General features: G+C 58.5%; 24 protein-coding genes. All 24 read left to right on the forward strand.

The genetic code is table 11. The features are described 5' to 3' along the window. Nucleotides 1-172: 172 nt before the first annotated feature. The 24 genes from ACYQ2I_RS07065 to fliQ all read left to right on the forward strand — a co-directional run bounded on the left by ACYQ2I_RS07065 (nucleotide 173) and on the right by fliQ (nucleotide 24,077). Nucleotides 173-2,614, forward strand: a complete 2,442-nt coding sequence (locus ACYQ2I_RS07065; protein ID WP_460166304.1) for a tetratricopeptide repeat protein — start codon at nucleotides 173-175, stop codon at nucleotides 2,612-2,614. Further along, nucleotides 2,604-3,167, forward strand: coding sequence for a hypothetical protein (locus tag ACYQ2I_RS07070; RefSeq protein ID WP_460166305.1), 564 nt, complete (start codon nucleotides 2,604-2,606; stop codon nucleotides 3,165-3,167). The genes ACYQ2I_RS07065 and ACYQ2I_RS07070 overlap by 11 nt, the downstream gene beginning before the upstream one ends. Nucleotides 3,168-3,212: 45 nt before the next feature. Then, the gene (locus ACYQ2I_RS07075; RefSeq protein WP_460166306.1) at nucleotides 3,213-4,145 is read left to right on the forward strand and encodes a sensor histidine kinase; all 933 of its coding nucleotides are present in this window, start codon (nucleotides 3,213-3,215) and stop codon (nucleotides 4,143-4,145) included. Continuing rightward, nucleotides 4,142-5,566 carry a sigma-54-dependent transcriptional regulator gene (locus ACYQ2I_RS07080; protein ID WP_460166307.1) on the forward strand — a complete coding sequence of 475 codons (1,425 nt, stop codon included), beginning with the start codon at nucleotides 4,142-4,144 and terminating at the stop codon, nucleotides 5,564-5,566. Before ACYQ2I_RS07075 ends, ACYQ2I_RS07080 begins: the two co-directional genes overlap by 4 nt. Nucleotides 5,567-5,829: 263 nt before the next feature. After that, nucleotides 5,830-6,246, forward strand: coding sequence for a flagellar basal body rod protein FlgB (flgB, locus tag ACYQ2I_RS07085; RefSeq protein ID WP_460166308.1), 417 nt, complete (start codon nucleotides 5,830-5,832; stop codon nucleotides 6,244-6,246). A 65-nt stretch (nucleotides 6,247-6,311) separates the two neighbouring features. Further along, nucleotides 6,312-6,731 (forward strand): flagellar basal body rod protein FlgC, encoded by a 420-nt coding sequence (gene flgC / locus ACYQ2I_RS07090; RefSeq protein WP_460166309.1) that lies wholly within the window; start codon nucleotides 6,312-6,314, stop codon nucleotides 6,729-6,731. Further along, the gene (gene fliE / locus ACYQ2I_RS07095; protein ID WP_460166310.1) at nucleotides 6,731-7,027 is read left to right on the forward strand and encodes a flagellar hook-basal body complex protein FliE; all 297 of its coding nucleotides are present in this window, start codon (nucleotides 6,731-6,733) and stop codon (nucleotides 7,025-7,027) included. Before flgC ends, fliE begins: the two co-directional genes overlap by 1 nt. Before the next feature lie 88 nt (nucleotides 7,028-7,115). Beyond that, a complete protein-coding gene (locus ACYQ2I_RS07100; RefSeq protein WP_460166311.1) occupies nucleotides 7,116-8,765 on the forward strand; it encodes a flagellar M-ring protein FliF C-terminal domain-containing protein in 1,650 nt (549 codons plus the stop codon). Between the two features lie 53 nt (nucleotides 8,766-8,818). Further along, the gene (locus tag ACYQ2I_RS07105) at nucleotides 8,819-9,874 is read left to right on the forward strand and encodes a FliG C-terminal domain-containing protein (RefSeq protein ID WP_460166312.1); all 1,056 of its coding nucleotides are present in this window, start codon (nucleotides 8,819-8,821) and stop codon (nucleotides 9,872-9,874) included. A gap of 36 nt (nucleotides 9,875-9,910) precedes the next feature. Continuing rightward, nucleotides 9,911-10,573: a FliH/SctL family protein gene (locus tag ACYQ2I_RS07110; protein ID WP_460166313.1), complete on the forward strand. Its 663-nt coding sequence runs from the start codon at nucleotides 9,911-9,913 to the stop codon at nucleotides 10,571-10,573. Nucleotides 10,574-10,588: 15 nt separating this feature from the next. Beyond that, nucleotides 10,589-11,941, forward strand: a complete 1,353-nt coding sequence (locus ACYQ2I_RS07115) for a FliI/YscN family ATPase (RefSeq protein WP_460166314.1) — start codon at nucleotides 10,589-10,591, stop codon at nucleotides 11,939-11,941. Nucleotides 11,942-11,960: 19 nt separating this feature from the next. Beyond that, a complete protein-coding gene (gene fliJ / locus ACYQ2I_RS07120) occupies nucleotides 11,961-12,413 on the forward strand; it encodes a flagellar export protein FliJ (RefSeq protein WP_460166315.1) in 453 nt (150 codons plus the stop codon). Next, on the forward strand, nucleotides 12,410-13,114 hold the full coding sequence (locus ACYQ2I_RS07125; protein WP_460166316.1) for a hypothetical protein: 705 nt from the start codon (nucleotides 12,410-12,412) through the stop codon (nucleotides 13,112-13,114). Before fliJ ends, ACYQ2I_RS07125 begins: the two co-directional genes overlap by 4 nt. Nucleotides 13,115-14,244: 1,130 nt before the next feature. Further along, complete coding sequence (locus tag ACYQ2I_RS07130; RefSeq protein WP_460166317.1) at nucleotides 14,245-14,835, forward strand: flagellar hook-length control protein FliK; 591 nt, start codon at nucleotides 14,245-14,247, stop codon at nucleotides 14,833-14,835. Between the two features lie 50 nt (nucleotides 14,836-14,885). After that, nucleotides 14,886-15,383 carry a flagellar hook capping FlgD N-terminal domain-containing protein gene (locus ACYQ2I_RS07135; protein ID WP_460166318.1) on the forward strand — a complete coding sequence of 166 codons (498 nt, stop codon included), beginning with the start codon at nucleotides 14,886-14,888 and terminating at the stop codon, nucleotides 15,381-15,383. 172 nt (nucleotides 15,384-15,555) lie between these two features. Beyond that, on the forward strand, nucleotides 15,556-18,003 hold the full coding sequence (locus ACYQ2I_RS07140) for a flagellar hook-basal body complex protein (RefSeq protein WP_460166319.1): 2,448 nt from the start codon (nucleotides 15,556-15,558) through the stop codon (nucleotides 18,001-18,003). Nucleotides 18,004-18,177: 174 nt separating this feature from the next. Beyond that, nucleotides 18,178-18,414: a flagellar FlbD family protein gene (locus ACYQ2I_RS07145; protein ID WP_460166320.1), complete on the forward strand. Its 237-nt coding sequence runs from the start codon at nucleotides 18,178-18,180 to the stop codon at nucleotides 18,412-18,414. 9 nt (nucleotides 18,415-18,423) lie between these two features. Further along, nucleotides 18,424-19,206 (forward strand): motility protein A, encoded by a 783-nt coding sequence (locus ACYQ2I_RS07150; protein ID WP_460166321.1) that lies wholly within the window; start codon nucleotides 18,424-18,426, stop codon nucleotides 19,204-19,206. A 31-nt stretch (nucleotides 19,207-19,237) separates the two neighbouring features. Beyond that, nucleotides 19,238-20,005 (forward strand): OmpA/MotB family protein, encoded by a 768-nt coding sequence (locus ACYQ2I_RS07155; RefSeq protein ID WP_460166322.1) that lies wholly within the window; start codon nucleotides 19,238-19,240, stop codon nucleotides 20,003-20,005. A gap of 305 nt (nucleotides 20,006-20,310) precedes the next feature. Continuing rightward, on the forward strand, nucleotides 20,311-20,862 hold the full coding sequence (locus ACYQ2I_RS07160; RefSeq protein ID WP_460166323.1) for a flagellar basal body-associated FliL family protein: 552 nt from the start codon (nucleotides 20,311-20,313) through the stop codon (nucleotides 20,860-20,862). A 129-nt stretch (nucleotides 20,863-20,991) separates the two neighbouring features. Further along, nucleotides 20,992-21,861, forward strand: a complete 870-nt coding sequence (gene fliN, locus ACYQ2I_RS07165; protein ID WP_460166324.1) for a flagellar motor switch protein FliN — start codon at nucleotides 20,992-20,994, stop codon at nucleotides 21,859-21,861. 47 nt (nucleotides 21,862-21,908) lie between these two features. Beyond that, a complete protein-coding gene (locus tag ACYQ2I_RS07170; RefSeq protein ID WP_460166325.1) occupies nucleotides 21,909-22,823 on the forward strand; it encodes a FliO/MopB family protein in 915 nt (304 codons plus the stop codon). A 60-nt stretch (nucleotides 22,824-22,883) separates the two neighbouring features. Next, on the forward strand, nucleotides 22,884-23,744 hold the full coding sequence (gene fliP / locus ACYQ2I_RS07175) for a flagellar type III secretion system pore protein FliP (protein WP_460166326.1): 861 nt from the start codon (nucleotides 22,884-22,886) through the stop codon (nucleotides 23,742-23,744). Nucleotides 23,745-23,810: 66 nt separating this feature from the next. Beyond that, nucleotides 23,811-24,077, forward strand: a complete 267-nt coding sequence (fliQ, locus tag ACYQ2I_RS07180; RefSeq protein WP_460166327.1) for a flagellar biosynthesis protein FliQ — start codon at nucleotides 23,811-23,813, stop codon at nucleotides 24,075-24,077. Nucleotides 24,078-24,093 lie beyond the last annotated feature (16 nt).

Here is a 24,093-nt window from a genome sequence, read left to right on the forward strand (position 1 = left end):
AAGACGAGCGATGTAACCTGCCGTAGTGCAACGGGTTGCGGCAAACGGTGGGCATGCCGAGCCGAACCGGCATTGACAGCCGGGGGCCCGTTTCGGTACATACTCCCGTCCGTTTTTCAGTAGGAACGGCAGTCTGCGCCTGCGCTGCCGTCGTAGAGAGTCGCTTGTACCCATGGCCGAAAAGAAACCCGCAGAAAGCGACGAATCGCAGCAACCTCCGAAAGGGATCGTGGGCAAGCTGCGCGCGCTGATCTTGGGCAAGCCGCTGGTGACAATTCCGGCGGCCGTCGGCGTGCTGGCTGTGCTGGGAGTGGGGGTGTGGTTGTTGGCCGGCGGGGAGAAGGCTCCGGATCATCCGCCGAGTGCCGAAGCGTTGGCGGCGCTGGATGAAGGCGATTATGCCAAAGCGGCTGAGCTTGCCGAGGTCGTGCGGAATCACCCGGCAGCCGATATTGCCGACGACGGTGTCGCCGCTTTCGTATCGGGAATGGTGGAATCGGCGGAAGGGGATCGCTCCGTCGGGGCCGAGCGACGCAAGCATTACCTGGCTGCCGCACAGTTCTTCGATGAGGCTCGCAAGGACGGTTTTCCCAAAGGTCGCGAGGCCGACGGCTGGTTCTATCTCGGGCGAAGCCTGCATTTTGCCGGACGCTTCGCGGCGGCGCGTTTGGCACTGAAGCAGGCGCTTCAAATCGACGAAGAACGCAAGCCTCGCATTCTGTGGTTGATGGCCGAAGCGCATCTGAAAGATACCGTACGCGACTTGGACGCGGCGCTGGCGTACAACGATCAGTTTTTGGCGATCGAGGGATTGGCCGCGAGCGCGAGATCGGCGGGTATTCTACAGCGAATTCGCATCCAGCTCGAACTGAAAAACGCCGACGAGGTCCGGCGATTGCTCGGCAAGCTGCCGCCTAGTCAGTTGGAAAAGCCAGCGGCTTTGTTGCTCAAGGGGCGACTGAAGATGTTGCAGGCCGAGGCGATGATGGCCGCCGGCGAAGATTCCGAAGGAGAAACCGAGCAAGAGGTCGTCGACAAGCAAAACGCTTTGTTGAATGAGGCGATCGCGTTGTTCCAGGAGGCCCAACAACGGGACCGACTTGGTGAGGATGTGGCCCCGGAAGCGATGTACCTGGCGGGCGAATGTTATAAATCGGCGCAGCAATACGAGGAAGCGATCGCGCAATTCCAACGCACGTGGCGGCGGTATCCGCAGTCTCAAGCAGCGTGGGCGGCGGAATTTCGGGCGGCCGATTTGGCGCGTCGGTTGGGACGCGACGACGAGTCGCTTACCGAATTTGCGCACGTGATGGCGACGATGCCTCCGGAAGATGAGTTCTCCTGCCCCTGGGTGACGCTCGATGAGGTTCGTAGTGCCGTTCGCGATGCATATGATGCGTACCGTGCTGCGAAAAAATACGACCGCTGCTTGGCTTTGACCGACGTTGTGCGCCCTGCCTTGCCGCTGTCGCAAGTCTATGAAATGGAGGCGACTGCTCACCGCGAATGGGGTGACCTGTTGTTCGAGCAGGCGCAGACGGCACACAAAGATCAAGTGGAAGGTCTTCTGAAGCAAGCGCGTCGGCAGCACCGGCTCGCGGGCGACGATTATGCCCGCCTGGCGATCATTCGTGTGACCACTCGGTTTTACGCGGACGACTTGTGGAATGCCGCCGAGTGCTACCTGTCCGGGAAGTGTTACAGTCGCGCCGCGCGTGCGCTGCGCGAGTACTTGCTGAACGAAACGAAACGCCGAAATTCGTTGGCGTTACTGCAACTTGGAAAATGTCTGATGGCCTTGGGTAAGTACGACGAGGCCATCACCGTACTGGAGGAATGCATCGAATTTCATCGGCGCGACGCCGCATCGTACGAGGCTCGTCTGCTGGCTGCGCACGCCTATCAGGAAAAGGACGATTTCGAGCGCGCCGAAAAATTGCTGCGCGAAAACCTGAGCGGCATGTTGGCTCCGTCGAGTATCGAATGGCGGGACAGCTTGTTTGCCTTGGGAAAATTCCTTTTTCTGAAGGGTGCGTATCCGGAAGCCATCGAGAAACTCGAAGAGGCCGTGTTCCGCTATCCCGACGCTCCCGCGGTTACCGAAGCGTTGTATCTGTTGGGGGAATCCCATCGCCGCATCGCCGACGAAATCGGATCGGCGATCGAAAAGGAGCTGGTCCAGAATATCAGACTGGCCCGAAGTCGAAAGATCGGTGAGCACTTGACATCGGCGTTGAATTACTACCGCCGGGCGCAGGAGACGCTGGCCGAAAGGCAAGAGAGCGGCAACCTTTCGGAACTCGATCGGCGCACAATGCGGAATCTGTTTTTCGCTTCCGGTGAGGTTCTCTATCGGCTGGGGCGATATTCCGAGGCCGTCAAAGAGTACACAGCCGTCACCAACCGCTTTCAGGACGATCCCGCTATTTTGGAAGCGTACGTACAACTCGCGCGAAACTATCGTGCTATGAATCGGCCCGACCAGGCCCACGTCGCCGTGGAACAAGCCAAGATCCTTTTGCGGCGGCTCAACCCCAAGATTGCCTATACGCAAACCACCAACTATGACGCCCAGCAATGGGCGGAACGACTCGATTGGTTGAGTGCCTTGTGAGATTGCAGCGGCTCAAGGTTGGAGTCGGCAGCAAGCATCGCTTGAACGCAACATGCACGACGTGAAACGACCGGTGCCTCGAGAAGAAAACGTATCGAAGACGGACGAAACATTGCTTCTGGCCGAATTGATCGCCAAGAAGCACGAGTGCCTGTGCAGGCTCGATGAAATCGGTGCGCGCCAAATGCTCTTGATCGAAGAAGGCAACATCGCCGGATTGCTCGATTTGTTGGCGTTCAAGCAGCAATTTCTGGTGCGTATCCAGCAGATCGAACAGGCCCTCAAGCCCTTTCAACGACAGGATCCCGCCGACCGCTTGTGGCCCGATGCCGAGCTTCGGCGCAAGACGGCCGCTCGGTTGGAGGAATGCAAAGAGTTACTCGCGCGAATCATCGAGAGGGAACGCGTCGGCGAGCAGATATTGGCCCGGCGGCGCGACGAGATTGCCGCAACGTTGGAAAATGTCCGCAATGTCCAGGCGGCACAAGGCGCCTATCGCGCCCAAGAAGAAGAGCCGACCATCGTCAGTCGGTTCGATGCGTCGTGTGAATAGTCCATATGGACCGGCAACCGACTTATGGAGGAGTCGATAGCGAGAATGAGTACCGACTACACGGCGGATACGTCGAGTCACGTACCGATCGTCGTGCCCGGAGCGGGTGCAGGACGCCCGAGGGAAGGCGCATCGTCCGCCGATGACGAGGCAATGGCACTGGATGCTTCGGCGGGGTTGGATGCCGTTTTGGCTGCGTGGCATGCCGCCACGCTTCGACTCGAGCAGACACACGAGGCGTTACGGTTGGAGGTCATTCGACTCACCGATGAGTTGGAAAAGAAAAACCGCGAACTTGCCCGCAAGAACCGGTTGGCGGATCTGGGACGCATGGCAGCCCACGTGGCGCACGAGATCCGCAATACACTTGTGCCCGTTTCGTTGTACGTGAGCTTGCTGGAGCGAACCGCTCGCGGCAATCCGGATCAGGCGGAATTGATTTCGAAGATGAAGCAAGCGTTTACGTCGGTCGAACGAACAGTGGGCGATTTGCTCCAGTTTGCCGCCGATCGCGAGCCGAAACGGCAACGCGTCCGCCTGCGCGACTTGCTGGAAGACTTGGCGACGGGCATGATGCCTCAATTGATTGCGCAGCAGATCAGCGTTCTCGTCGAAGCGGATCCGATGTTAGGGGTACCTGCCGATCGCGACATGCTCAGGCGGGCCGTGTTGAATCTCATTCTCAATGCGGTGGATGCGATGCCGCAAGGCGGTGTGTTGACCTTGCGGGCGGAAGAGCATGACGACTTCGTCGTCATCCAGGTGCTCGATACCGGGACGGGACTTTCCAAAGAAGCCGTGCGTCGAGCCTTCGAGCCGTTCTTCACCGATAAGAAGGGCGGTACCGGCCTGGGCTTGGCCATCGTCGAACGCGTTGCCGAAGTCCACAAAGGCCGCGTGTTGGCAGCGAATCGCGACGAAGGTGGGGCTTGCTTTTCGCTTTGCCTGCCGAAATCGAACAGGGAGGATCGACAATGATTCGCAATCGCGAGTGTAGCGAAGAGCGAACGAATGCGGTGCAGGCGAGAGTATTGGTTGTCGACGACAACGAACCCGCCCGCGTGTCGGTGGCGGATATCTTGCAACGTGCCGGTTACGAAGTGGAGCAATGTTCCAGCGGGGCGGAAGCCCTGAAATGTGTCGATCATCGAGAATACGATTGCATCATCACCGACCTGCGAATGCCGGGGATGTCGGGTGTCGAACTCGTGAAGCGACTTCAGCCTCGACGTCTGCGAACGCAAATCATCATGGCGACCGCGTATGCCTCGGTAGCGACCGCTGTCGAAGCCATGCGCTACGGCGCTTTCGACTACATCGAGAAACCGTTTGATGCCGATTCGCTCGAACGGCTGGTGGCCGATGCAGTTCGACGGGCACGCTTTATCGCAGGGGAACGGGCGGAGAATGCGGACGACCCCGCCCGACCGCCCGTGATGATCGGCGAAAGCGAACCGATGAGGGTTCTTCGCGACCGTATGGCGCGTATCGCGCCGACTCCCGAGACGGTCCTCATTTGCGGCGAAAGCGGGACGGGAAAGGAATTGGTTGCCCGCACGATCCATGCGTTGAGCGGGCGGGCAGACGGTCCTTTCGTGAGTCTGAATTGTCCCGTGTTGTCGGCACACTTGATGGAAAGCGAGCTGTTCGGCCACGAAAAAGGGGCTTTCACCGGGGCGGAAACATCGCGAGTCGGTCGGTTCGAGCTGGCCGACGGCGGTTCCATCCTGCTCGATGAGATTACCGAGATCGATTTGCCGCTCCAGGCGAAGTTGTTGCGGGTGCTCCAAGAAAAATCGTTCGAGCGGGTCGGTTCCAGCGAAACGAAACACGTCGACGTGCGCGTGTTGGCGACGACGAACCGTAACCTCGAAGAGGAAGTCGAGGCGGGCCGTTTTCGGCAAGACCTATATTACCGATTGGCCGTCTTGCCGCTGGTCGTGCCGCCGTTGAGGGAACGAAAAGAAGACATACCACTGCTGGTCGACCATTTCCTGGATCGCTCGGCCGCTCGATTGGGAAAACGGGTCGAGTTGGATGACGGTGCCCTTGAGTTGCTGATGGAGTATGATTGGCCGGGCAACGTGCGTGAACTGGAAAACATTGTGACGCGTGCGGCCGTGATGGCTGTCGCTGAATCGATCGGCGCCGATCAGTTGAAGCGTTGGTTGCGGCCGGGACACGACGCGCAGACTCCCGCAAGCGACCAACCGATCGTCGTAGCCGGAATGAGCTTGGAAGAAATGGAGCGAAAATTGATCGAAGCGACACTCGCCAAGTTCGACGGTCACCGGGAGAAAACGGCCAAGGCCCTGGGAATCGGTGTGAGAACGCTATCGAGCAAACTGCGACAATACGGATACGCGCCGCGCGCAAAACGTCCTGCCAAAGTCGGCTAGCAGCCTTTCGAACTGCGGCAAAACTTGCCGAATGCGACCGGCAGAAATTGCCGGTCGTCGTGCCTCGAAACTTCGACGGGGTCGAAGGCGGCTCGCGCCGTGCGCCGAAAAGCGGCATTTCACCCGGGAATGGGAAGCGGGAGCCGCATAGCGAACGCGTCCGTGGGGACGAACGGCACGCGAATTGCAACATCTTGTGCGAGGTGGAAAAAATGCCTCAAAAGAAGTCGTGAGCATTTGTTTCCGCCGAGGAGGTGAAAACCATGTTGGACGGACTCTTCTCGGGAACCACGGTTCCGATCTTGGAAGAGGTAGTGCGATTCAATCAGGCGCGACACACCGTGTTGGCCGGAAACATCGCCAACATGGACACCCCCGGTTACAAGGCGCGAGACCTCGATAAGGCATCGTTTCAAGCCCACTTGAAGGAGATGATCGAAGCCAGGCATCGGCCGGTCTCGCGGTACGGAAGCAATTCCTCGATCGGGCGTTCCACGCCTTCCCTATCGGCCGACGAGCATGAGAATCCTAAGACGATCTTGCGGCACGACGGGGCAAAGGTAGGGATCGAGTACGAAGTCACGGAAATGGTCAAGAACCAACTCGAGCACAATACCGCATTGGCGATCATGACCAGCCAGTTTCGGTTACTCTTGACGGCAATCAGCGAAAGAGTGTAAGAGATTACGCTCCCCAATGGCAGCGCAATCGCGAGTGAGAAGCGATTCCTTCGAGGACGCAAGCAATGTTTTCGGCACTTGATGTCAGTACCAGCGCGTTGGTGGCACAGCGTGTGCGGATGACGGCGATTTCCAGCAATATCGCCAACATTTCGACCACGCACAATGAACAGGGAGAACCGATTCCTTATCAGCCTCGGTACGTCGTCTTCGAAGCCGATCCGTCGGTAGGATCGCACGGCGCGGCGGGCGTTCGGGTCGCCGAGGTCGGCATCGACGATGTCGAACCGCGCTACAAGTACGAACCGGGACATCCCGACGCCATCAAGAGCGGGCCGATGAAAGGCTACGTCGCCTATCCCGGCATCGACATGATGACCGAGTTCACCGATGCCCTGGAGGCGGCTCGCGCTTATGAGGCCAACTTGGGGTCGATCGAAATCGCCAAAGACATGGCTCAACAGACGCTGAGGATTCTCGCCTGATGAACACGATCGGATCATCCGCTCCGCTTCATCTGCCGTCGCCGACACCGGCGTCCGGTGTGTCGCAGGCCGACGGCGGCGAATTCAAGAACCTGTTGTTGAAGTCGATACGTGAAGTAAACGACATGCAGCAGCAGGCCGATCAGGCGGTGGAACGCATGGCGGCCGGAGAGGATGTCACGCCCGCCGAGGTACTCACCGCCGTCCAAAAGGCCGACATTGCCTTCAAGTTGATGATGCAGGTCCGCAACAAATTGGTGCAGGCGTATCAAGAGATCCAAAACGTGCGGATTTGATGTTCACGCCGCACGATGCGGCGGAAAACCGTGCACGATGAATACGCCCGGCGCGGCATAAAGCGATACGAAAACAAGGTGTCCACGGATGGACTTCCTGAACAAGGCAATTCAACAACTGCGCGATTTGTTTGCCTCGATGACCCCGGCGACGCGAATCACCACCGGGGTGTTGTTGGCTGTCTTGGTGAGTAGTCTGGGGTTTCTTTTCACGCAGCATGCAAGCGGCCCCGACGTCTACTTGATGAACGGCGAGCATTTTTCGCCGTCTGATCTGCCCGCCATGGAAGCGGCGTTTGCGGCGAAAGGGCTCAGTGATTACACGTTCGAAGGCACACGTATACGTGTGCCCGCCGGCAAGCAGGACGAGTACATGGCTGCATTGGCCGAAGGGAACGCTTTGCCGAGCAACTATCTGGACATCCTCGACAACACGCTTAAAGAAGCGAGTCCTTGGGAGAGTAAGTATCGCCTCGCTGAGCGGATCAAGGTCGCCAAGCAAAAAGAGTTTTCCCGCGTCGTCTCCGAAATGAGCGGAGTACAGAACGCCGTCGTGATGTTCAACACGACCAACAAAGGCGGGCTGCGCAACGAAGAAGTCACCACCGCCAGCGTGGCCGTCAAGCCTGAAGGGGGCCGAGAGCTTCCCGATAAAGTCGTGCGGGCGATTCGGTATTTCGTCGCGATGGGCTTCGGCATCAAGCCGGAGGACGTCGTCGTTACGAACATGGAAACCGGCGCGAATTATTATGCCAGCCCGGACGATCCGACTCATGCGGCCGAAGATACGCTTGCCTTGAAGCAATCGGCTGAAGAGTATTTCGCCGCCAAGGTGCGTCAGGCCCTGGGTTACGTTACCGGGGCTTTGGTGAGCTGTAACGTCGAACTCGATCCCACGAAGTATCACCGGGAAGAGCAGGTTACTTATGATCCCAAACCGGTTGCCGCCTCGGTGACGGAGACTACCAAGAGCCGGCAAGTACAATCGCCCTCGCAGGGCGGCAGGGTCGGGTTTGTCGCGCAAGGCAACACGCCTCGAACGCTCAATACGTCGTCGTCGACCGGGCCCCAGGAAACGGAAGAAGAAACCGAACGGGTCGAGCAAAACAACGTCGGGCAAACGGTCGTTCAGCAAGAAACGGCGGGGCTGATGCCGAAGCAGGTGACCGTCTCGGTCGCCGTTCCCGCCAGCTATTTCCGCAAAGTTTGGGAGCAATCGAAGGCAGGCGATCAAGCAGCGCTCGATCAGGGCCCCACGCAACAGGAGTTGGACCAGATCCGAGTTGCTGAGATTGCCAAGATCACTTCTCACGTGGCCGCCGTGCTGCCGCCGGTGGCGGGAGTCAACGATCCCACACAGTTGGTCACGGTCACCGAGTTCGCCGATGTTCCCGTCGCTACCCTTGAAGGTCCCGGCTTCGTCGAACAGATGACCGACTTCTTGTACCGGTATTGGACGACGATCGGGTTGATGGGCCTGGCGTTGGTCAGCCTGGTCGTGTTGCGGTCGACGATCCGCAGCGGCATCCCGGCCCCGACGACGACCATCGAGATGGACAAGGCGCCGCCTATGCCGGAAGAGGAAGAAGAGGAAGAAGAGCCCGAATCGGAACTGTTGAAACTTCGTAAGTCGCGCGGAACGAGCATGTCGTTGCGCGACGAACTGGCGGCCATCGTGTCGGAAGACCCCGACACTGCGGCCGAAATCCTCAAGACTTGGATCGGGACGCCCGTGTGACACCCGACGCACAGTCGCCGTCAAGCCGTGTTTCGTAGCCGAAGGAGTATCCCGTGAGTCCCGCGGTCGTTGACAAAGAAGCCATCCGCAAGGTCGTCGTCTTGGTCGATTCCCTGGATCGTCGAACGGCCGACATGTTGCTCGAACGCCTCGACGAGGGGACGGCTCGGTTAGTGCGCGACGCGTGGATGCATCTGGATGTGGTCGACGAAGCAGAACGTGAAGCCGTCATTAGCGAGTTCTTGCAAGCAGGGGCTCCCGTGCGGGCGACGTTGCGGTTGATGCGCGAAAAGGCTTCGGGCGAATCGACCCCGGTGCCGAAGCGGGCAATGGAGCGAAAAGCGAATGCTCCCTCGACGGAACACGGCAAGCCGTTTCAGGCTTTGCGGGCGGTAGACGCCGAAAAGGTCGTCAAGATTCTGGCCGACGAACGGCCCCAAACGATTGCCTTGGTATTGGCCCATTTGCCGCACGCGCACGCAGCCTCGATCCTGGCGAGATTCTCACCGGTCGATCAGGCCGAGATCGTGCGGTGTTTGGTCGACTTGGAGGAGGCCGATCCCGTCGTCGTGCAAGAGCTGGATCGCGTGCTGGCCGAACGATTGTCGGATATCGTGCGATTTCAGCGGCGTCGTGTGGCCGGTGTATCTGCGGTAGCGGGAATTGTGGCCTCGGCCGAGGAACGGGATGGAGAACGTCTACTCGATAACTTGGGCATGTTCGCGCCCGATGTCGCCGGAAAGCTGACGCCGAAACGGCTCGATTTCAATCAGTTTGTGCGATTCGACGACGTGAGCTTAGGCGTCGTCTTCGAGCGTGCAGCCCCGGAACTGGTGACGCTTGCGTTGTGGGGTGCGCCTGCGGGATTTCAACGGCGGGTCCTCGATCAGCTTCCGCAGGTCACCGCCGAGCATATCGAAGAAGAACTCAAGAGTATCGGCCCCGTGCGGCTCAGCGATGTGGAAGAGGCGCGACGTCGTTTAGCCGAAATGGCGGAGAACTTGGCGATTCGCCGCAAAATTCGCATTCCACCCGAACTACGGCGTTTATTGCAATTGCCCGTCGAAGATTCGGCGCAACAGTCGACCTTCGTTCGGGAAGTGGGATGAGACGAGCCGTCGCATTGCGGAATAAGGAGTAGGTGAATGTCGTCGATCATCAAGGCCGGAGATAAGAACGTCCCCGTTTCCGGGGCCGTTTTCAATTTCGACGACATGGCCGCGAAAGCGAACGAGTACCTTGCCGGTGTGCGGCGACAGGCCGACGAGATCATTAAACGCGCCAAGCAAGAGGCCCAAACGATCCGTCGACAGGCCGAGCAGCAAGGCCGTACCGAGGGCCATCGATCGGTGGAAGCGATCGTCGAGCGACAACTGCAAAGCAAGTTGGCCACCTTGTTGCCCGCCCTCAAAGAGGTCGTGAAGCGAATTGAAGAATCTCGGCACGAATTCCTACGTCAATGGGAGCGAGAGACCGTCGAATTGGCCGGCGCCATCGCCGCCCGGATCATCCGTCGCGAGTTGTCGCACCAACCCGAGTTGGCGCTGGATGTGATCCGTGAGGCGATCGCGTTGGCGGTCGGGTCGCCCGCCATGGTCATTCGCCTGCATCCCGACGACTACGAGACCTTGAAAAATCAGGTGGAAAGCATCGTTCGCGAGTTGGCTCCTGTGGCCAAGGCCGAGATTGTTCCATGCGAACAAATTACCAAGGGCGGATGTCGAGTGGAAACGGATTTCGGCGTGATCGACCACCAGATCGAACAGCAAATCGAACGCATCGTCGAGGAATTGACCGGCGAGTTTTGAGAAACGGCGAGAACCATGCGTCTGGCGGAACAAATACCGTTGATCATGCCTACCAAGCTCGAAGGCAGCGTTGCCGAAACGGTCGGTATGACCGTCGCGGCAGCGGGCTTTCCGTCACCGGTGGGTGCGCTGGCGCAGATCGATCGCCAATCGGGACCGCCTTTACTGGCGGAGGTGATCGGTTTTCGAGGACAGCACACGCTGCTGTACCCGTTCGACGACCTTTCCGGCGTACGACACGGAAACCGCGTGCGCCTCGTGCGAACACTGCGGTGGTTGCGAGTGGGTGAGGGGCTTCTCGGACGCGTGATCGACGCTCACGGACGCGCGGTGGACGGCAGACCGCAGCCGGTGCTCTCCGATCGCGTGCTGTTTCGTCGCGATCCTCCACCCCCTTGTGATCGGCCGCGGATCGACGAGCCGTTGCCGACGGGGGTGCGGGCGATCGACGCCTTGTTAACCTGCGGTAAAGGCCAAAGGCTGGGAATTTTTGCCGCCGCCGGTGTCGGCAAGAGTGTGCTTCTGGGAATGATGTCTCGATACACCGCCGCCGACGTGATCGTCATCGGCCTGATCGGTGAGCGAGGACGTGAAGTCAACGATTTCATCGAGCGCGATCTCGGCGAAGAGGGAATGAAAAAGAGCGTCGTCGTCGTGGCCACCAGTAACGAGCCCGCCATGCAGCGGGTGCAGGCAGCCATGACGGCAACCGCCGTCGCAGAGTATTTCCGCGATCAAGGCAAGGACGTGCTGTTGCTGGTCGATTCACTAACGCGTTTCGCCTTGGCGCAGCGGGAGATCGGCCTGGCCGCCGGGGAACCGCCGACGACGCGCGGCTATCCTCCCAGCGTGTTTGCCATGCTTCCTCGCCTGGTTGAGCGTGCTGGACGCAGTCCGCAGGGGAGCATTACCGCCTTTTACACGGTATTGGTCGAGGGTGACGATCCGAATGAGCCGGTGGCCGATAACGTCCGCAGCTTGCTTGACGGTCATATTTGGCTGTCGCGTCGACTTGCCTCGCGAGGACATTTTCCGGCGATCGACATCCTCGACAGCTTGAGCCGTCTGATGCCCGATATCGTACCGAGAGAACACAATCAGGCGGCCATGAACATCCGGGAGTTGACTTCCATTTACCGAGAGAACGAAGACGTCATTTCACTGGGGGCGTATCGCAAAGGTAGCAATCCCGCGGTCGATCTGGCGATTCGTATGCGAGAACCGATCAATGCGTTTTTGAAGCAAGATGTTGCGGATCGTGCCGAATTCGACGAGACGATTCGTCGCCTGATCGAGTTGCGAGACCAAATCACCCAACCGCCTTCGCAACAAAATGGGAATCCACAAAACAACAGACGACAGCCTTGATTGATTTGGTTGTGCCTCGATGGCCGTATTTCGATTTCGCTTGGAACCGGTTCAGCGCCTGCGTGAGCATGTGCGGGATCAGCGTCGGGCAGAATTGGCCCAAGCGCTCGAGGCAATGGAGTTGGTGGAACAAAAACAACGCGAATTGGCCGAAGAACTCGAACGAGCAACAAAATTACAACGGGAAGCCGCCAAGCCGGGAAGCATCGATGTCGATACGATCATGGCCGTGCGACGATACCAAACGGCCTTGTATGCCCAAGCCGCCCAATTGCAACAGCAAGCGGCGGCGATTGCCGAGGAAATCGAACGACGTCGGGAGGCTTTGGCTCAGGCAGATCGTGAAGTGCGAATTTTGGAGAAGCTGCGGGAACGGCAACTTGAGCGTCATCGAAGCGAGGAGAAACGCCGCGAGACGAAGCTGATGGATGAGACGGCGGCGCAACGGTATCTGCGACAGGAGAACGAATGATGGGTCGACTGTTCGATGCATTGGTCGCCTTGTTCGTGCACCTGTTCGCCGCCATCCTGATCGGCGAAATCGTGGTGGGAATCCATTTGTGGATTGCCTGGGGAATGACACCCGATCGCGTGGCGGCGATGATCGCGGTTGCGAGGGGAGACGCCGAAACGGACGAAGCCAAAAAAGGCGACAAAAGCGAAAACGACGCCAAGCCCGAGCCCAAGGAAGAACCTTCCTACGAAGACGTCCTCGAACGGCGCGCGTTGGAATACCGCGACTTGGAGTTGCGTGACATGGCCCTGAAGACGGGGCTCCAAGACTTGGCCCTGTTGCAGAAAAAGATCACGCAAGAAAAGCAGTTGGTGGCCCAACAGGCGGCCGACTTTCAATCGCAGATCGCCGCCTTGCGCCAAAAGGCCCAAGACGAGGGAATGGAAACGGTTCGCCGAACCTTGGAGTCGATTAAGCCGGATCAGGCACGGCTATTCATCTTGGACATGCTCGACAAGGGCGAAGAGGATCAGGTCGTCCAATTGCTCAAAGATATGAACGACTCGAAGCGGGCGAAGTTGTTGGCCGAGTTTCAAACGCCGGAGGACACAGACAAGATGGCCGACGTACTTCGCCGCATCCGGGAGGGCGGACCGGAAGGGGAAATCGCAAAGCAGGCAGAACAAGCTCTGGGCAACCTAACGCCGTCGGGAAGTTGACGGTTTCGGTGCATCCCCGCAAAGGAGATGACTGACGCATGTCGGAAATTCAGACGCGACAATCCGATCCAACGATCGCATATCGACGGCCCATTGCTTCCGCCGATTTGTTTCAGTCGGCGCAAAGCGATTCTGCACCGTTTGATGTCTTTCTTTCGATGGTGCGGGAGGTGTCGAAACCGTCGCCTTCAATAGATGGCGATTCGTCTTTGGTAAGCAGGGATCGAAGTTTCGAGGACGATTCGCGTCGCGATTCGCGGGGAACCGCGATCACTGCCGAACCGGATGGTCGCTCAAAGCAAACGCCGGAAAAACAACCGCAGGAAAGCGTTCCGGCCGCCGATAGTACATCCTCCACGCGATCTGAGTCGAACAACGACGAGCCTGAGGCGACCGAAGCGGAAAGCCGAAACGAGACATCACCGTCTCCTGACGGATCGCAGGAACCGAGCGAATCGCAGGTCTCCGACGAAAAAAAAGCGGGCGACGCTCAAGCGGAAAAGAAGAAAGGAGAAGAAGACCGGCAGGAGAAGAGCAATGTAGAGTCTGCGATTCTCGATATTTCCGTGACCACGACGCAAAACGTGCGGCAGGAGGCACAATCTCACGATTCACAGAAGGCGACGACGGAAGCAAACCATCCCGCAACGAACGAACTGGCGACCGACGAGGCAACGGCAAATTCCGGAAATGTGTCGGTGCCGTTGATTGATGCGGTGGAGGCTGCTGAAACGACCGACGAAGATACCCGGTCGCCCATGGAATCGTCGAAAACCGATGACGCAAAGCCGCAGGACACGTCGTTCCAGGAAATTGAGCACGTGAATGAACTTCCGGCCGAACTTACGGAAGTCAAAGAGCCAAGCCCTCACAAATCAGCACCCAACCATCCCGATCAAGCACAGGAAGCGTCTTCTCAAGGAATCCGCACGTCGCGACGAAAACGCGATCCCCGGCGCGCAGATAACGAACAGTTTTTTGGAAGCCGATCGTCGCCCGACCGCGAAAATCCGCCAACGGAAACGCCGCCGAACACGGCAGGCCGACCGGGAGGGCAGGCCAACATTGCCAGGACGACTGCACAATCTGAATCGGCAGCAACGGGAACCGCGGTCGACGGTCGGGCAAACATGAGAATCGTCGGGGAGGACGCAAGACAGACCGTAACGGCCCAATCGATGCTCGACACGGTTCGCACGCGTTCCGACCAGGACACGAATCCTCAGGCTGCGAAAGTCCGGGGCGCTGATGCCGAGGTGTCAAACCGACAAACCGTTCACGTCGATCGCGCCAAATTCGTGCGACGCGTGGCCCAGGCGTTCGAAGCGGCGGCCGAACGAAACGGGACGGTAAGGATGCGCCTACGACCGCCGGAACTCGGATCTTTGCGGTTGGAGTTGCACCTGCGGAACGGTGTAATGACCGCCCGCCTCGAGGCCGAGACGCCGACGACACAGCGGCTGCTGGTCGAGCACTTACCGGCGCTGCGTGAACGCTTGATAGAGCAGAACATTCGCGTGGACCGGTTTGACGTGGACCTCATGGGGAATGGTTTTCAGCAGGGGCGGCAGGAGACGGCCAGCGATCGACGTCCGTGGCAAGCTCCGAGCTGGAACGATGCGGGCGGCCGAGTCGGAAATCCGGCTGAGGGAGACGAGGCGGTCGACACGGCCGCGGTTTACCGGCGCGTGAGGTCGACAGACTTCGATGTGTTGGCGTAGTCGGAATAAAGCAAAACAAAGACGCACTATATAGATGGACGAGGTGTGACATGCAGACGTCGGCGGTTGGTATTAAAGGCGAACTGGGACCGCAAAATCCTACGGGGAAAGATGCATATGACGACCTTAAGAGTCAGGACTTCTTGAATATGATGATTGCGGAGTTGCAAAATCAAGATCCGCTGAATCCTATGGACAATACGCAACTCCTGACGCAAATTAATCAAATCAGGGAGATTGCGGCAAACACGAAACTGATCGATACGCTGGACGCGCTCAGCCGTGGGCAGGAGCTGGCATCAGCCGGTTCGTTGTTGCGTCAGATCATTCAGGGAATGACCGAGGAAGGCGACAAAGTTACCGGTGCTGTTGATCGGATTGTGGTCGAGAATGACAAAATATACTTGTTTGTCGGTGACAAAAAAGTTCCGATGAAAAATGTCGGCGAGATCTATCCTGAAGGTACGGATCTCGCAGAAGTACTCGCAGGACAGTCTGATTTGACGCCCGAGGAAATAGCCGAGGCAGGGAAACAGGCGGCCGAGTAATCTTTCCGAATTATGACCTTTGGTGAACTGGGGAAATGATTCGGCGAATGGGTGAAGCGGGATAACGGCGCGAGTCGAAAAGAAGGGGTAGACAGGAGCAGGATACATTCCATCTGGAACGCGCGCAACACGGTTGTTTCCGTGGTGTTCGAGAGAATCGAGGGTGTGAACGATGGGTTTGGCATCGGCATTGACGACCGCTTTGACGGGTTTGACCGCAGCCGAGACCACGATCGACGTCGTGGGCAACAACTTGGCGAACGCGAATACCGTCGGCTTCAAAGCATCGGAAGCGACGTTTGCGACGCAGTTCTTGCAAACCTTGTCATTGGGTTCGCAGCCGACGGACAACAGCGGCGGTACCAATCCGCGGCAAAAGGGATTGGGGACGATGGTCGCTGATATTACCCCGAACTTCAATCAGGGGACGATCGAAATCAGTTCGAACCCGACCGACTTAGCGATTCAGGGAGACGGCTTCTTTATCGTCGAGGGCCAGCAAAACGAGGTGCTGTACACCCGCAATGGCATCTTCAAGATGAACTCGGAGAATGAGCTGGTCACGACGACGGGAAACCGGCTCTTGGGCTACGGAATCGACGACAACTTCGAGGTGCAGCGCACAACACTGGTGCCGATCAAAATCCCCCTAGGGGCCGAGGCGGTCGCGAAGGCGACGGAGAACGTTTACTTGGAAGGAACGTTGTCGCCGACGGGCGATTTGGCGACGACGGCCGCGCGAATTCAAACGGGCATCTTGGGCGACGGCCGATACACGCGACCGGAGACCAAAGCGTCGGTCGGGTACGCACCGGAGCCTGACGTGTCGATTACTGCCGGCGTGGGAAGCACGACCGGTGGTGGGTTGGTGGGAGGAACGACCTACGAGTACCGGATCGTGTTTGCAACGAATCAATATCTGCCGCCTCCGCCGAACAATCCGCCGGCACTCAGCGAAAGCCGGTTTTCGGACATCGTTACCGTTGCTACGAATCCGGGCGACGACACGATTACGTTGAACAATTTGCCGAGCGATCCGAGCGGCGATTACACCTACCTGCGGATTTATCGACGCACGCTGGGCGATACGGAATTCAAGTACGTCGGCGAAACCGCAATGGGGTCGGCGACCTTTACCGACACGGTTGCGGATGCCGCGCTCGGGCCGACGCTGGACGAAACGTTGCTCAGCGGGAACTACACGTACTACGTGACGTTCGAAAAAGATGGTGTCGAGAGTCGGCCCAGCCCCATCAGCGACCCGATCAACGTGGTCAACGGGCGCGTTGTGCTGTCGAACATTCCCACCGGCGATCCGGCCGAGTGGAACAATCGATACGTGTATCGGTTCGATCCGACCGATTCGAGCTATCACCGGATCGGCGAGATTTCCGGGGTTACCGATCCGAACGTGATTCTAGTCGACAACATGTCCGACACCGAGCTCTTGTCGCAGCCGGAAATCGACCTCGACGGGCCGAAGATCATTCCCTCGACATTGCTGGTCGATGTGTTGAGTCGCGACGGGTCGGTGTATAAGCAGGTGTTTCAGGAAGGCGTGTTGGAATTCACCGGCCGGAAAGGGAATCGCACCCTCGACACGAAAGAACTGGTGATTACCGACACGACGACCGTGCAGGACCTGATCGACTTCATGACGGATTCGCTGGGGATCCAGAAGCCGTCGGACGACCCGGTGAATCCGATTCCCTTGTCGCCGCCGCCCGATCCACCGGCCGAACCGGCAACCTCGCCCGGTGGTGTCGTCAGTGTCGACGGCCGGATCATCATGACCGGCAACAACGGGGTCGATAACGCGATTGACGTTGGGCTGTCGGGGATGCTTTTGCGGACCGACACCGGTACGGAGACCGTCGATTTGCCGTGGGGCAAATTGCAGGACGCCGTCGGCGAGAGTGCCGTGACGGACTTCATCGTCTACGACTCGCTCGGGATTCCGGTACAAGTTCGGTTGACGGCCGTTTTGGAACAACGCGACAGCACCCAAACCGTGTACCGGTGGTTCGCCGATTCGGCCGACAATCAGCCTGCCGAGGGAACCTCGATCGCCGTCGGGACCGGCTTGATCTACTTCGACGGTGAAGGGAATTTCGTTTCGGCGAGCGAATCGACGATTTCTATCGAGCGTCGCGATGTGTCGTCCCGTTCGCCGTTGGAGTTCGAGCTGGACTTCTCGAGCATTTCCGGTTTGGCGGCCGATCGAAGCAGCCTGGCCGTGTCGCGGCAGGACGGTTCGGCGCCCGGGGTGTTGACGAGCTTCATCGTGGGGGAAGACGGTCTGATCCGAGGCGTGTTTTCCAACGGCGTCACGCGCGACTTGGGCCAAATCTTGTTGGCTCGGTTCGCGAACCCCGCCGGGCTGGAACAGCGCGGACAGAATCTGTACGCCGAAGGTGTGAATTCGGGATTGCCCGTCCGCGGTAATCCGGGCGAACAGGGGATCGGCACGGTCATTGCCGGGGCGGTTGAGCTGTCGAATACCGACATCGGTGGCAACCTGATCGATTTGATTTTGGCTTCGACAATGTACCGTGGGAACACACGCGTGATTACCACGGCCCAGCAAATGTTTGACGAGTTGTTGGCACTTCGGCGTTGATTTGTCGCTGCGGCAACCTATGTTACCCGGGGACGATCCTGCGACGGTCGCCCCATGAGAGGGCCCATTGCGACACGGTTCGCTGTGACGTGATTGCAATGGGCTTGCCGTTCGTATCGGTCGTGAGGGGAATGCGGCGGCTCCGCCGAAAGAACGAAAAGCGCGAGGGAACGCATGATCAAGTTGACACGATTGGGCGGCGAACCGTTCGTGTTGAACGCCGACTTGATCTGCTACGTGGAGCGTCGGCCCGACACGTACATCACGCTCACGACTGGAGAACGGATCGTTGTCGCAGAAACGATGGAAGAAGTCATGCGGCGGGCCGTGCTGTATCAGCAGGCAAAGCATTATCAGCCGGTGCGAACACCCCACATGCACCGCAAGCCGCAATCGGTCAGCAGGGAGTGAGAAACGACGATGGACATTGCCAGTCTCATCGGAGTCATCGCGGGAATTGCCTTGATTATCGGGGCAATCGCCATTGCCCCCGGTGCTTCGTTTTCGGCCTTCATCGACTACCCTTCGGTTGCCGTCGTCATCGGTGGGGCGACGGCTGCCGTGTTGGTGGCTTTGCCGCTGAAAGAAGCTCTCAAAGCCTTCATGGTCCTCAAGAAGGTCTTTCTCAATAAGCAGGAAGATGTCGTCAAGCTGATCGAGCAGATCGTTTCGTTGGCGGAAACGGCTCGTCGCGACGGTCTGCTCGCCTTGGAAAGCCGCATCGAAGAGATCGACAATTCGTTTGTCGTTCTCGGGATTCAGATGGCCGTCGACGGGACGCGACCGGAAGTCATGGAGGACGTGTTGCGAACAGAGATGGAAGCAGTGGCCAGCCGCCACCGGACGGGAAAGCTGGTCATGGATCAGTTCGGAAAGTTCGCCCCGGCATTCGGAATGATCGGAACGTTGATCGGCTTGATCATCATGCTGGGGAATATGGATGATCCTGCGGCGTTGGGGCCCGGTATGGCAGTGGCCATGTTGACGACCTTGTACGGGGCGGTGGCGGCCAATTTGTTTGCCGTTCCTATGGCCGAAAAGCTCGGATTCTTGGCGCAGCAAGAACAGATCAACATGGAAATCATCGTTCGCGGAATCATGGCGATCCAGTCCGGCGAAAATCCGCGAGTGATCGAGCAAAAACTCAAGACGTTCGTACCGCCCAAACAACGCAAGGCCCTCGAACAGAAAGAAGCCGCCTGAAACACGCCGTTTTTGGCTCAAGGAGAACGTCATGGGAAAACTGAATCCTCCGGAAGAAGGTGGCGGCGGAGCACCGGAATGGGTGTTGACCTTCGGGGATATGATGTCCCTTTTGCTGACGTTCTTTATCATGTTGGCGGCCATGAGCGAGGTGAAAAAGGAGGACGAATTCCAGGCCATGGCCGAGGCCTTTCGCAAACGTTTCGGCAAATACGTAGCGTTGGACGATTTGGCCGTCTATTACAAGCCGACCGTGGCCACGCCGCTGAAGTCGACCAGCAAGGGGCGAGAGAAAAAGGCGAAAACTCTCAAAGGAGCCAGTCGCACCGACGGACCGGCGGGCGAAGATATGCGTGTCCGTTCGATTCGCCCGGGCGACGATCCGACGATCGGTGGTGTCATCCAGTTCACCGAGGGAACCGATGCGATGACCGCCGACGCCGACGATGCCTTGAAAAAGATCGTGGCCACGATCGCGGGCAAACCGCAGAAAATCGAGATTCGCGGTCACACGTCGGCACGACCGCTTCCGCCCGACTCACCCTACAAGGATCATTACGATTTGGCCTATGCGCGGTGCCGCGAAATTGCGCAAAAATTGGTCGAAATGGGAATCGACGAACGCCGGATTCGGATCTCGGTTGCCGGGCCGAACGAACCTCTGCACATCGATCACGATCCGAAGAAGCGGGAACTCAATGCCCGCATCGAAATCTACATGCTCAATGAACTGACGCAGGATCTACAAGGGACGCCGGACGAACAGCAAGATCGGTCGGCGACGTTGCCGGAAAGCTGAACCTCCTCCCGGCGAACATATGGCACTTCAGCCCCCGGAGAAAGCAGCAGCCTTCTCCGGGGTTGTTTTTTGGGCGGTCGTGTTGATCGTAGCGGTCTTGTGGATTACGCAGATCTCTAAATCGGGGGAGTGCCCGCAAGCGCCACGGATGACCGGCAGCGGTCTCCCCGTAACCTATACTGTTAAGTGAGGAGGACTGTACAAACAAATCCGGGAGTTGTGGTGCACCCATGGCGGAAACCACGAACGGCAATCAAAACTCGGATTCCCAAGCTGCTCAGAGCGATAAACCACGAGGGGGAACGATGTTAGCGAAGTTCAAACTGATCGGGTTCGTGGCCGGCCTTGTGATTGCCGAGGCGGCGGCGGCCTATTTCGTGTTGCCCGGTTCGGGAAACGACGAGGCAAAGGCGTCTTCGACCGAAACGGCCGAAGCACAAACGCCGCCCGAAGCAACTGCCGACGGTGCAGATCCGGCGACGGTTCCCGAAGCGTCGATGGATCCGACATTGAACTTCGGTTTAGCGCCCATCGGTAATGAGGTCGAGGTCGACTTGGGCGAATTCAGTGTGACCGCTTATCAACCGACGACCGAAACCACTCTGCGAATCGATTTCCACCTGTGGGGAACGGTGGCGGCCGACAAACAAGAGGCGTTCACCGAGACGTGGAACAAGAACCAGAACCGTCTCCGTGATCAGGTTATTACGATTGTCCGAAGTGCCGAGCTTACCGACCTTACGGATGCCGGTTTGAGTTTGGTAAAGCGACGCATTTTGGAAAAGACGAATCGTCTGATGGGCAAACCGTATTTACGGACGGTCATCTTCAGTGATTTCTCCTTCGTCGAGCAGTAAAGGTGGGGTAAACTGCGTGGTTTAGGAGGGTTTTGTGTGGCGTGATCGGTCTTGAGGGATCCAGGCCGATTTGGTCAACTGTGACCTCGGCTCCGGCCGGCTGTTTCCGGTGAAAGGTGCCGGCCGCCGTTGAGCCGACCGACTTGGCACAGTTACCGTTTTGCGTTGTCTCGGGAATGGAATCCGATGGGCGACGACGAATTACTGAATCAAAACGAAATCGAAAAGCTATTGGCCCAAGGCGCAGGAGGCGGCGCCAAGCCGGAAGAAAAACCGGCAGAATCGGGCGGGGGCCAAGAAGCCCTTGACCAGGCCGAGATCGAGGCCCTTCTGGGCGGCGCCAAATCGGGAAATGCCGAGGCTGCGCCGCCGAAAGACGAGGCTGCCCCGGCTCCCGACAAACCCGCTGCGCAAACTACCGAACAACCTGCGGCGGCCGCTGCAGCGCAGCCGTCGGAGCCTCAAATCGAAGATGCCGACAAGCTGTTGGGCCAAGACGACATCGAAAAGTTGCTCAATCAGGCCGGACGTGGCGCGACCGCCAAGAAGAAGCAAGAACAGACTCCGCCGAGTGCCGGTCCGCAACCGGAGGAAGCCGATATTCCCGAGCAAGACTTGGATTTGTTGCTGAAGCAGGCGGAAGCCGCTTTGGCCTCGATCAATGAAGATCAGCCCGGCGAGGTCCCGCCGGGGGTGGTCGCATTCCAACTTCATGAGTTCTCCGGGGCACCGCCTTCGACCGAGGCGGCAACGCTCGATTTGGTCAAGGAAGTCGAGCTTGACGTCAAGATCGAGCTGGGACGCACACACATGTATCTGGAAGATGTCTTGCGGTTGCGCAAGGGCTCGGTTGTACCGCTGGACAAGCTGGCCGGTGACCCGGTCGACATCTACGTGAACGGGCGTCTCGTCGCACGCGGTGAAGTGCTCGTGTTGAACGACAACTTTTGTATCCGCGTCGCCGAATTGGTGGCAGGCCAAAATCCGGCAGTGGCTTGAGGCGGCGGTTGACAGCCTGGGAAAAAGGCAAGGATGGTTTCTTCCCGATGATCCGGCATTGGAAGTCGATCCGGCGGCGAATTTGCGGAAGAGGGGCCGACGAAGGTCCAAGAGCCGCGTTGCGCACCACGGGCCGTTTTTTGGTCTGGGGAGCTTGGGTCGTCGTGCTGTCGAATCTTGGATGGAAAGCGTCGGCTGCGATCGCCCAAGAGTTGCCGTTTCCGTCACCGATTCCCCAATCGCAAGCATCGCAACAGGATATTCGGCGGCCGCAATTCGATCAGCCGTTGGGAACCGTTCCAGGCTCGGAAACGCTGGGGAAATATTCACAAAGCGACGGTGAGAGCACCGCCTCGGCCGATCGTCGCACGGAGGGGCCGAGTGCCACGGCCGTCACGCCGGTAGTATTGGATGGGCCGCAGGGCGGTTCGACGCCGACGCTACAGATGCCGGATGGATCCTCGGCAGGCGAGGGTTCTTCCGTGGCCTCAGAGCCGCAGCCGGAGACCGACGACGGTGGTGAACAAGCCCCGTTGTTGTTGCGTCCCAGACAAGGTGGTAGTGCCGGGCGTTTTTCCGCCTCATCGGGTCGATCGGGGCTAGGGACGACAATCAGCACTTTGGGGGCGGTTGCGTTCGTGTTGGGGCTGTTCTTCATCTTCGCATGGCTGTTGCGCAAGGCCGGAACGAAGACGACGGTGAAGCTGCCCTCTGATGCAGTCGAAGTACTGGGGCAAGCACCGTTCGTGGGCAAACAACGATTGATTCTGGTTCGATGCGGCCGAAAGCTGGTCCTCGTGGCCGTCGGCGATGGAACGGCCGAGCCCTTGACCGAAATTACCGATCCGCAAGAGGTGGATCACTTGGCCGGGCTGTGTGCGCGAATGCACGGCAATAGTTCGACCAAGACGTTCGAGCATCTTCTCGGACAATATGCGCAGGGTACCGTCGGCGATCTGTGACGCCGACGTCGGGACGACGGGACGTTTTCGGTGAAGTAGGCGACGCAAGGAGGCGTCGAAATGGACCGCCGAAATGAAAATCGCAAGCGAACGAGAGGACGGCTGCTGTTCGCCTGCGCGCTGGCGGTCGGTCTGTGTGCTTTGGGCGTTCCACCGGCCTTCGCGCAGCAGGGAAGCGACGCTTCTTCGGAAAACGTTTCCAATCGCCCCATTTCGTTGGAACTGCCGGAAGGCCTGTCGGGCGGTCCCAAGGTGTGGACGAGCCCCGAGGGACTCTCGTCGACACTTCAGGTAATGTTGTTGTTGACGGTTTTGAGTCTGGCGCCGGCGATTTTGTTGATGACGACGAGTTTCATTCGCATCATCGTCGTTCTGGGGTTCGTGCGGCAGGCGCTGGGCACACAAAACCTGCCTCCCAGCCAAGTGATCACCGGGCTGGCGCTGTTCATGACCGTGTTCATCATGATGCCCGTGTGGAAGCAGGTCTATTCCGATTCGATCCGACCGTATACGAATCGAGAGATCACGCTGGAAGAGGCCTGGGAATTGGGGTCGCGTCCGATACACCGGTTCATGAGCGCGCAAATTGAACGGTGCGGGAACAGCGATGACGTGTGGTTGTTTCTCGAGCATTCGTCATACGAAAAAGAGCCGGAAACCTACGACGAGGTGCCGTTGTCGGTGATCGTACCCGCCTTCATGCTCAGCGAACTGAAAACGGCCTTCCTGATCGGTTTTCAAATCTACCTGCCGTTTTTGATTATCGACATGGTCGTTGCCAGCGTGATGGTGTCGATGGGCATGTTGATGGTGCCGCCCGTGATGGTGTCACTGCCGTTTAAATTGTTGTTGTTCGTGCTTCTCGACGGATGGCACCTGGTCGTCGAGATGTTGATGCAGAGTTTTCAAGGGATCACCTAGCAAAACGCCGTGCGCTTGGTGTGCCCGGTTGCCTCGGTTCCTGCGGAGTGAAAACGATAAACCACGATGGATGCACAAGATGCGGTAGAACTGGTGCGTCAGGCGCTTTGGATCGCTTTGCTGATCAGTGCTCCTGTACTGGTGTCGGGAATGTTCGTCGGCCTGGTGATCGGCTTTCTCCAAGCGCTCACGCAGATTCAGGAGCAAACCGTCGCCTTCGTACCGAAGATCGTCGTCATGGCGATCGTGCTGATGCTCACGCTGCCGTGGGTGCTCATACAGCTCTTGGAGTACTCGCACGAAGTGATCGCGAATATTCCATCGATGTTGTAGGGTTTCGTCGATGCGA

The organism is Thermostilla marina, from assembly GCF_054657455.1.